Raw genomic sequence first — 7,959 nt, 5'->3', positions numbered from 1 at the left:
ATGACCAGTTGATGGCCGTAGAAATCGAAGTCTACCCACTGGTCGCTCGAGCGACCTTCGGAAAGACCGAACACCTCACCGTAAAAGTGACGTGTGGCGGCCAGGTCATACACAGGGATTGCGAGGTGGAAAGGAGAAAGACTCATCAGGACTCCGATAACAATTTTTTATTGGTTTGTGGTGCCGGACACCGTGGTCGCTGCCCGACGACTTTTTTGAAGGTGGATTTATGCTAAAGCCGCACCCTCTTAAAAAAAATCAATATAAATTTTTCACAAGCACAATTTTATTTTGTTAATCGGCAGTCTTTGTTTACTGCTCCCAACCCGCCTGAATCGCATGGGTAATTTGATCGACAAACACCCTTGTTTTCGTCGGAACCAGCCGCCCCGGCGGCATAACGGCATAGATCCCACCCGCTTCCGCGCCTTCCCATTGCGAAAGTATTTGCACGAGCGTGCCGTCGCGCACCGCCGTTCCAGCCAACCAGTCAGGCGTCAGAATGATCCCAACACCCTCCACCGCCGCCTGTAAAAGCGACTCAGAACTGTCGGAGATCAGCGGCCCCGTAGGCCTGACAGTCTTTTGCTGGTTGCCGTTTTTCAGCACCCAATCCGGCCAGCTGGAGTGGCTGCAGAATCCCAGGCAGGCATGCTCGGCCAACGCTTCCAGGGTTTCGGGCTGGCCATGGAGCGCGAGGTAGCTGGGAGCGGCGTAAAGCCGATTGCGAAAAGGCGCGATCTGTTTTGCTACCAGCGTGCTGTCGCGCAGAACGCCGACGCGAATCGCAACATCAAAGCCTTCCGCCACGACATCCACGTACCGATCGGCAAAGCGCGCGTCCACGCGGATTTTCGGGTGCTGGGCAATAAATGCGGGCAGCAGCGGCGCGACCCATCGACGGCCAAAGGTGATGGGCAGTGACACCCTGAGCAAACCCTGGGGGCTGGTGGCGAAGTTACTCGCCTCCTGGCTCGCGCCGTCCAACTCATCAAGCAATGCGCGAACCCGCTGGTAATACAGCGTCCCGACCTCTGTCAACGCCACGCGCCGCGTCGTCCTGGAAAGCAAACGTATACCAAGTCGCTCCTCCAACTGTCCGACCCGACGCGAAACAATCGTCGCGTCGCGCCCTATCACTTTGGCCGCTTCGGTGAAGCTGAGCGATTCCACCACTGCCACGAATGCCGATAACTCATCCAGCGTCACACGCCCTAATAATTCCTGCATTTTTTGCATGATAGTTATTCACCATCCAATGATTATCTCCAATTATGCAGCTGTTAGCCTGAGCGGAACATTCACACCTGACAGAGAAAACCGTAATGAAGACTTTTCTAAGCATCGGCACCGGTCCTGGCATTGGCTATGAAACAGCTGCACGTTTCGCCCTTGAAGGCTTCCGGGTCGTACTCAGTGCCCGTAACCTGGAAAAAACCCAGGCACTGGTCAAGCGCCTCCAAGAGGCTGGTTATGAAGCTTATGCCGAGCAGGTAGATGCTGCAGACCCGCAGGCTATCTCAAGGTTGGTCGAACATATTCAGACGCGCTTCGGCGGGCTCGATGTGACGCACTACAACGCCGCGATCATTCGCCAGGCGTCCCTTGCCGAGCAGCCACTCGACACCTTCAACCAGGACCTTAACGTCAACATCGGTGGCGCACTGGCGGCGGCACAGGCCAGCCTCAACCTTATGTACGCGCGCAAAAGCGGCACACTTCTGCTGACGGGTGGTTTTTTCGGCATTGAACCGAACGCGGATTACCTTTCGTTGAGCCTGGGTAAAGCCGGTATTCGCGCATTGACGGCGGGGCTCTTCGAGTCGGCGAAAACCCACAACGTGCATGTGGCCACGGTCACTGTAGCCGCGTTCGTCGAACCCGAATCCGAGGAGGCGGTGGGCATTGCCAAGGCTTTCTGGGACCTGCACAACCAGAAAGCGTCGAACTGGACGGCGGAAGTCACCTATTCGCGCTAACGCCATACCGTGCATATCACCTGTTAAACCCAGTGAGCACCGCCAAAAACGGTGCTCACTTTTTTCCAAGCCTTTTTTCTCCACACAGCGGCACCGCAATGTTAAATAATGTTAGATTAAAAAAATTAACATTATCTGATCATTTCAGACGTATCGCTCCAGCACGCATGACGCCCTGACGCCTGATGATTGGTTGTGCTAGCGGGGACCGGGCCTAGGCGGTCGACTTGGACCTGCGTCTGCAAGGCACGCTAACTGATCACCGCCCCTGCGCGCATTGGTGCGCAGGGGCTCCTAAAACAAAAACAATAGGACATCCCCATGCCTAGATTCAGCTCACGACCCGCGATCGGCCTGTTGTTTTCCCTAGCCTTGATCGGCGCCGCCGTCAGCGCCGCGCCGTTACCCGCCGCGACCGAGGGCGACTGGATCGCCCCGGAGTTCACCTTCCATTCCGGTGAAAAACTCGCCAATCTCAAACTGCACTACATAACCCTTGGCAACCCCAAAAACCCCGCCGTCCTGTACTTGCACGGCACCTACCGGCCAGGCAGCGATGTGCTGAGCAAAGATTTTGGTGGCGAATTATTCGGTCCAGGCCAGCCGCTGGACGCGAGCAAGTACTACATCATTTCCACCGACGGCATTGGCGTTGGCCAATCCAGCAAACCCTCGGACGGCTTGCGCACTCGGTTTCCGGCGTACAACTACACCGACCTGGTTCAAGCCCAGTATCGGTTGGTCACCGAAGGCCTGGGTATCAAGCACCTTAGGCTGGTCATCGGCAACTCCATGGGCGGCATGCAAACGTGGATGTGGGGCCAGACTTGGCCGCAGATGATGGACGCATTGGTGCCCATGGCGTCCCAACCCACCGAAATGTCATCCCGCAACTGGATGATGCGCCGTTTGCTGGTGGAGTCGATCAAGCAGGACCCAGCCTGGAACAACGGTAACTACAGCGCGCAACCGCCGTCCCTGCGCTTGGCCAACGCAATGTTCAGCGTCGGGACCAGTGGCGGAACCCTGGCGTATCAGGCCGCCGCACCGACTCGCGCCCAGGCCGACAAGCTGGTGGATGAACGCCTCAGCGCTGCACAAACCGCCGACGCAAATGACTTTATCTACCAATGGCAATCGTCTGCCGACTACAACGCAGCCCTAGGCCTGGAAAAAATTCAGGCTCCTGTGATGGTCATCAACTCGGCGGACGATGAACGCAACCCGCCGGAAACCGGGCGGCTGGAGGCGTCGATGAAAGAACTCAAGCACGCACGACTCTTACTTATCCCCGCCAGTGCCGAGACCCGTGGCCACGGCACCACGAGCATGGCGAAGTTTTACAGCAAGGAGCTGGGGCAGTTCATGCACGAGACTGAAAAGGCGCGCTAAACCCAACCGCCGACCTGTAACTCACTGCGCCTACTTCAACTCGCGGTCCTTGATATTGGCAATCGGCGCAAGCAGCGATGGGTCGAAAGGTTCCGGCGCACGACACTCGCGCAACCGTTGTACCAGGTCCGGATTGGCCAAGGCAGCCTTGCCGACGGCGATGATATCTGCGCCAGTCTGCAGGGCCTGTTCAGCACTCTGCGAGTCCTGCACTCCCCCATTGGCGATCAAGACGACGTTCGGCGCATAGCGACGGGCCAGTGCTACCAGGCTGGTCTCGTGACCGTCGAAGGCCGGCTGCGTGACTTGATGCTCCGTCACATGGATGTAGTCGACACCGGCGTCAGCCAAGCTGCCGAAGATCGCCTGCGCGTCATGTTCCCCACCCGCCCACTTGTGCTCAAAGTCATTGACCTTGCCCTGGGAAATACGCACCCCCACAGGCGAGTGCCCGACCACCTTTTTTACCGCTGCGATGACCTCAAGCGTCAGGCTCAAGCGCTGGCGAACATCACCGCCCCATCGATCTGCGCGTTGATTGGAGTAGTCCGTCATGAACTGATCCAGCAAATAGCCATTGGCGCCATGGATCTCGACACCGTCGAAACCTGCGACCTCAACAGCCCGCTTAGCCGCCTGGGCGAACCCATCAATGGCATCCGCGATAGCTTCATCGCTCATGGCCTGGGGCACCCGGTAGGCACCCTCGCCGTAATAGAACTTCATCTGCTGACCTTTCGGGCGAATGGCCGAAGGGCCGGCAGACTGCTCGACAAAACGGTTCGCTTGGCTCAGTGCGCCGGCATGCATGATCTGCGCGATGGCAGCGCTTTCGTGCTGATGAATCGCCTCGACCACCGCGCGCCAGGCCAGCGCCTGTTCGCTGTCAGTGATACCGGGCTGGTTCAGATAGCCTTGGGCATAGTGGCGATCGGTATAGATCCCCTCCGTGATGACCAAGCCAAAACCGCCACGGGCAAAACGCTCGTAGTATCGAACCATTGCAGGTGTGGCATTGCCGCTCTCGCTCGCACTGACGCGTGTCATGGGTGCAAGCGCCATGCGATTTTTCAGTTTAAGAGCGCCCATATCGAATGGAGTTACAATGCGCGGGTTTAATGCTGTCATGATTTGCCCTCAATTATTCGCCAGCCACGACGATAAGCGCGGCAATAGCTCATTAGAAGCGCACGCTTGCAATAAGGCGCCTTAACGCAAACGGTTATAGCCATGCAGATTCCCGAGATAGAGGTGTTCGCCAACGTCGCCATCAGCAGCAGCCTGTCCGAGGCCGCACGACGACTTGGGTTGTCGGCGATGACCGTCTCACGGCGTCTGGCGGCCCTGGAAAAAGAGCTGGGTGTGCGCCTGGTACACCGTACTACGCGCTCCGTCGCACTCACGCCGGAAGGCGAAATTTACCTGCCTTACGCAAAGACCATGCTCGAGGCCAACGAAGCTGCGCGTGCCACATTGAAAACCAGTGCGGGCAGTGCCAGCGGCACATTGAGGGTCACCGCCCCCAGCGTCTTTGGCCAAACCGTCATCATGCCGTTGCTCCCGGCATTGCTGGCTGACAACCCGACCCTCAAGGTCGACCTGACGCTATCGGACAGCATCATCGACATCGCCGGGCTCGGCATTGATGTGGCCATCCGCATCGCCACATTGCGCGACTCAACGTTGGTGGCCACACCCCTGGCACCAAATCCGCGTGTGGTCTGCGCAAGCCCGGCCTACCTGGCGCAATGGGGTACGCCGACGGTGCTGGATGACCTCAATCATCATCAATGCATCGCATTGCACAGCATGCCTTACTGGCCGTTCACCCATGGCGAGAACGCAGTGGCCATTCGCGCTCAAGGAGCGTTTTCCGCCAACAGTGTCGAGGCGGTGCGCACTGCAAGCAAGCAAGGCCTGGGCCTGGCCATGCTGACGTATTGGGACATCCGCAACGAGCTTGCTGAAGGTTCGCTCGCAAGGGTGAACCTTGAGGATGTGCTGCCCGAGCAACTTTCGATCACGGCGATGCTGCCGACCCGTCACCATGTTCCGCACAGAGTGCGCGTGTTCGTTGAGCACTTGGAAGCGGAACTCAAGAGAGGCCAATGACGGGTAGCAGTCATCTGCCTCTCGAAACTGGAGACACGATGCTCCACCAACGCTTTTATGCAAGTCAGAATGAAAGTTGCACTTACTGCGTCTTGATAAATTCCAGCATCATTTCGTTGCCGTCAAGAATGTCCGTACAGATCGCCTGCCTTGCGGCAACCCCATCACGGTTCTTCAGGGCCGCCAACACTTCCCAGTGGTGCTCGATCGCCATCTGCTCCGAAAAGTGATCGTAGGCCAGTGCGAGCAGTGGCCCGGTGCGCATCCATAGACTGTCCAGAAAGCCTCGCAACAGCGGCATTTGAGCGATGTCGGCAAAAAAGAAGTGGAACGTCTGGTTGAGGTTCAACGCTTCGCTCATGTCTTCACGATGAATTGCGTCAAGGTTGGCCTTGATGTTGGCCTCAATACGCTTCAAATCCTCATCGGTGACAAGGCTCGCCGCCGTCTCCGCAGCCAACCCCTCAAGGGCCAGCCGCACAGCGCGAATTTCCAAATATTGTTGGCTCGTCAAGATCGGAACGCGTATGTCCTTGGGCGTCTTCATGACTAACGCTTGCTCTTTCGCCAACTGAAGAATTGCATCGCGCACAGGGGTGACGCTGGTGCCCAACTGCATGGCCAGGTCACGAATGCGAAGTTTGTCATCGGGCTTGAGCTTTCCCGTGACCAACGCTTCCCGTAGCGATGAATAGACGCTGGTGCCGAGATACGCGTGTTTTATTTCACCGATTGGGTAGCTCATATCAGATCCGAATGGAGGGAGAGGCTCTATTTGGCGGGAAACAAGGCCCCGACAGCACAGGGCTGCATCATCGCGGTTTTATGGAGAAAAAACCAGCTACACAACATGATGCATCATGCATTATGCTTCAGTTAGCGGTCCCATAAAACAGCGAGATCATCATGAGCACGACACGTTCCTCTCTAGCCGACAAAGACATGCGTCATCAATTGCACCCCTACACCAACGCCAGGGCTCACGAGGAACAGGGGCCATTGGTGATTGATCGAGGGGAGGGGGTGTTCGTCATCGACGAAAACGGCAAACGTTACATAGAGGCCATGGCCGGGCTATGGAGCGCGGCCCTGGGCTTCAGCAACAAGCGACTGGTGGCGGCGGCTGAAAAGCAGATGTCTACCCTTCCCTTCTACCACCTGTTTGGTCATAAGGCCCACGCCCCCAGCATCGAGCTGGCGGAGAAGCTGATCAACATGGCGCCGGTGCCCATGAGCAAGGTGTTCTTCACCAACTCCGGCTCCGAGGCCAACGACACCGTGATCAAGCTGGTCTGGTATCTCAATAATGCCCAGGGCAAACCGACCCGCAAAAAATTCATCAGCCGAATCGGCGGCTACCACGGCATCACGCTTGCCAGTGCCAGCCTCACGGGCCTGCCGGCCAACCAGCGCGGCTTCGATGTCCCGTTGCAAGGCTTCCTGCACGTCGGCTGCCCGCACCACTACCGCCATGCGCTGCCGCATGAAACCGAGGAGCAATTTGCTGATCGACTTGCCGCTGAACTGGAGGCGTTGATCCTAAAAGAGGGTCCGGAAACCATCGCGGCATTCGTCGGAGAGCCCTTGATGGGGGCCGGTGGCGTGATTGTGCCGCCGCGCACCTACTGGGAGAAAATCCAGCGAGTGTGCCGCAAGCACGACATTCTGATTGTCGCCGACGAGGTGATCTGTGGCTTCGGCCGTACCGGTACTATGTTCGGCAGCCAGACCTTCGGCATTGAACCGGACATCATGATTCTGTCCAAACAACTGTCGTCGTCCTACCAGCCGATATCGGCCATTCTGCTCAATGAGCGGGTGTATCAAGGCATCGCTGACCAGACCAAGTCCTTCGGCGCACTGGGCCATGGCTTTACCGGCGGCGGGCATCCTGTGGCGGCAGCCGTCGCGCTGGAAAACCTGAAAATCATTGATGAAGAAAACCTCGTGGCGCATGCCGCACAGATGGGTGAACTCCTGCGCAGAGAGTTGCAACGTTTCGGCGATCATCCGTTGGTCGGTGAGATCAGGGGGGCGGGCCTGATCGCAGCCGTCGAACTGGTCGCTGACCGCGCCACCAAGGCCCCCTTGGACGCGCCAGGCACGCTCGGACGCTATCTGGCAGGACGTGCCCAGGCGCATGGCATGATCACGCGCAACATGGGCGACGCCATCGCTTTCTGCCCTCCGCTGATCATTAATGAAGATGAGGTGCGGTCAATCGTGGATCGGTTTGGCATGGCATTGGACGACACCAGCAAATGGGTCAATGGCTAAGTGAGCACCATGAAAAAGGCCTGGTGTGAACCAGGCCTTTTTTTGCGTCAACAACCGCGTCTTCAGTTCAGCTCAGCCAGAAACGCCGGCACCGCGTCAAACAAGTCCGCCACCATGCCGTAATCAGCCACCTGGAAGATCGGTGCTTCTTCGTCCTTGTTGATCGCAACGATCACTTTGGAGTCTTTCATACCGGCCA

At 57.6% G+C, this 7,959-nt stretch carries 7 protein-coding genes and 2 pseudogenes; 4 read left to right on the top strand and 5 right to left on the bottom strand.

Translation table 11 applies throughout. From position 1 onward, the window contains the following. Together AO064_RS04185 and AO064_RS04180 are read right to left on the bottom strand one after the other, a co-directional pair. Window positions 1–146 (bottom strand): annotated as a pseudogene (locus AO064_RS04185) (VOC family protein); the annotation flags it as partial. A gap of 166 nt (window positions 147–312) precedes the next feature. Continuing rightward, complete coding sequence (locus AO064_RS04180) at window positions 313–1,239, bottom strand: LysR family transcriptional regulator (RefSeq protein ID WP_064052498.1); 927 nt, start codon at window positions 1,237–1,239, stop codon at window positions 313–315. A gap of 86 nt (window positions 1,240–1,325) precedes the next feature. On the opposite strand from AO064_RS04180, the gene AO064_RS04175 reads away from it, so the two are divergent. Both AO064_RS04175 and AO064_RS04170 read left to right on the top strand, forming a co-directional pair. Beyond that, window positions 1,326–1,979, top strand: coding sequence for an SDR family oxidoreductase (locus tag AO064_RS04175; RefSeq protein WP_064052497.1), 654 nt, complete (start codon window positions 1,326–1,328; stop codon window positions 1,977–1,979). Window positions 1,980–2,300: 321 nt separating this feature from the next. Beyond that, window positions 2,301–3,371: an alpha/beta fold hydrolase gene (locus tag AO064_RS04170; protein ID WP_064052496.1), complete on the top strand. Its 1,071-nt coding sequence runs from the start codon at window positions 2,301–2,303 to the stop codon at window positions 3,369–3,371. A gap of 30 nt (window positions 3,372–3,401) precedes the next feature. On the opposite strand, the gene AO064_RS04165 is transcribed toward AO064_RS04170, so the two are convergent. Further along, window positions 3,402–4,499, bottom strand: coding sequence for an oxidoreductase (locus AO064_RS04165; protein ID WP_064052495.1), 1,098 nt, complete (start codon window positions 4,497–4,499; stop codon window positions 3,402–3,404). 102 nt (window positions 4,500–4,601) lie between these two features. On the opposite strand from AO064_RS04165, the gene AO064_RS04160 reads away from it, so the two are divergent. Then, window positions 4,602–5,483: a LysR family transcriptional regulator gene (locus AO064_RS04160; RefSeq protein ID WP_064052494.1), complete on the top strand. Its 882-nt coding sequence runs from the start codon at window positions 4,602–4,604 to the stop codon at window positions 5,481–5,483. A gap of 82 nt (window positions 5,484–5,565) precedes the next feature. Here the strand turns inward: AO064_RS04160 and AO064_RS04155 are convergent, their stop codons facing one another. Continuing rightward, window positions 5,566–6,228, bottom strand: a complete 663-nt coding sequence (locus tag AO064_RS04155; RefSeq protein WP_064052493.1) for a GntR family transcriptional regulator — start codon at window positions 6,226–6,228, stop codon at window positions 5,566–5,568. A gap of 161 nt (window positions 6,229–6,389) precedes the next feature. Between AO064_RS04155 and AO064_RS04150 the strand changes: the two genes are divergently transcribed. Next, window positions 6,390–7,760, top strand: coding sequence for an aspartate aminotransferase family protein (locus AO064_RS04150; RefSeq protein ID WP_064052492.1), 1,371 nt, complete (start codon window positions 6,390–6,392; stop codon window positions 7,758–7,760). A gap of 62 nt (window positions 7,761–7,822) precedes the next feature. Here the strand turns inward: AO064_RS04150 and AO064_RS30630 are convergent. Next, window positions 7,823–7,959 (bottom strand): annotated as a pseudogene (locus AO064_RS30630) (electron transfer flavoprotein subunit alpha/FixB family protein); the annotation flags it as partial.

The organism is Pseudomonas marginalis (genome assembly GCF_001645105.1).
Taxonomy (GTDB): Bacteria; Pseudomonadota; Gammaproteobacteria; order Pseudomonadales; family Pseudomonadaceae; genus Aquipseudomonas; species Aquipseudomonas petroselini.
The sequence above is the reverse complement of the archived record's forward strand: the minus strand, read 5'-3'. Positions and strand labels throughout refer to the sequence as shown.

Excerpts from the sequence above, each read along its gene's own strand:
- AO064_RS04180 (WP_064052498.1), bottom strand. The coding sequence starts at position 1,239 with ATGCAAAAAATGCAGGAATTATTAGGGCGTGTGACGCTGGATGAGTTA.
- AO064_RS04175 (WP_064052497.1), top strand. The coding sequence starts at position 1,326 with ATGAAGACTTTTCTAAGCATCGGCACCGGTCCTGGCATTGGCTATGAA.
- AO064_RS04170 (WP_064052496.1), top strand. The coding sequence starts at position 2,301 with ATGCCTAGATTCAGCTCACGACCCGCGATCGGCCTGTTGTTTTCCCTA.
- AO064_RS04165 (WP_064052495.1), bottom strand. The coding sequence starts at position 4,499 with ATGACAGCATTAAACCCGCGCATTGTAACTCCATTCGATATGGGCGCT.
- AO064_RS04160 (WP_064052494.1), top strand. The coding sequence starts at position 4,602 with ATGCAGATTCCCGAGATAGAGGTGTTCGCCAACGTCGCCATCAGCAGC.
- AO064_RS04155 (WP_064052493.1), bottom strand. The coding sequence starts at position 6,228 with ATGAGCTACCCAATCGGTGAAATAAAACACGCGTATCTCGGCACCAGC.
- AO064_RS04150 (WP_064052492.1), top strand. The coding sequence starts at position 6,390 with ATGAGCACGACACGTTCCTCTCTAGCCGACAAAGACATGCGTCATCAA.